Origin of the sequence: Streptococcus sp. E29BA, assembly GCF_041807805.1 — a bacterium.
Lineage (GTDB): Bacteria > Bacillota > Bacilli > Lactobacillales > Streptococcaceae > Streptococcus > Streptococcus entericus.
Window position 1 is genome coordinate 1 of sequence record NZ_JBGTZA010000076.1, and the last position, 536, is coordinate 536.

General features: G+C 31.2%; 1 pseudogene. It reads left to right on the plus strand.

Annotated elements, in window-relative coordinates:
• Positions 1-198: 198 nt before the first annotated feature.
• Positions 199-426: pseudogene (locus ACERC8_RS09965) on the plus strand (XRE family transcriptional regulator); the annotation flags it as partial.
• Positions 427-536: the final 110 nt, after the last annotated feature.

A 536-nucleotide genomic window follows, 5' to 3' on the forward strand; every position in this document is an offset into this window, starting at 1 on the left:
TATTTGTGTATTTTTTGATTTTTTTAATTTTAAAATTAAAAATGTTGCTGTTTATGACTAACTTTTGTACAATGAGGATAATATACCATGAAAAGAAGCAAGGTGATGACAATGATATCTGACAAACTCAAAATGAGACGAAAAGAATTAGGACTCTCTCAAAAAGTCCTTGCTGATGGGATTTGTGAACAAAGTTAGATTGGTAAAATTGAGCGTAATCATTTGATGCCTTCTGCAGAACTTTTGTTCCAACTATCCCAAAATCTAGAAGTCCCTTTGGATTATTTTTTCAATGACCAAATAGAATTAACATTTGACTTATCTGAGTTCAAACAACTATCAGATAAACTACTGAATGATAAAAATTATGATGATTTGGAATATCTCTATAAAGTAGAACGAGAGCGAACAAGATTTCTATCCTCTTAAGACCGCGTATACCTTGAGTGGATTAAAGCCATTGAATCGGTTACACTAAACTAGACAGAATTTATAAAGTGTTCTACACTAAAGAAAACAGGAGAACTCTATGTCTA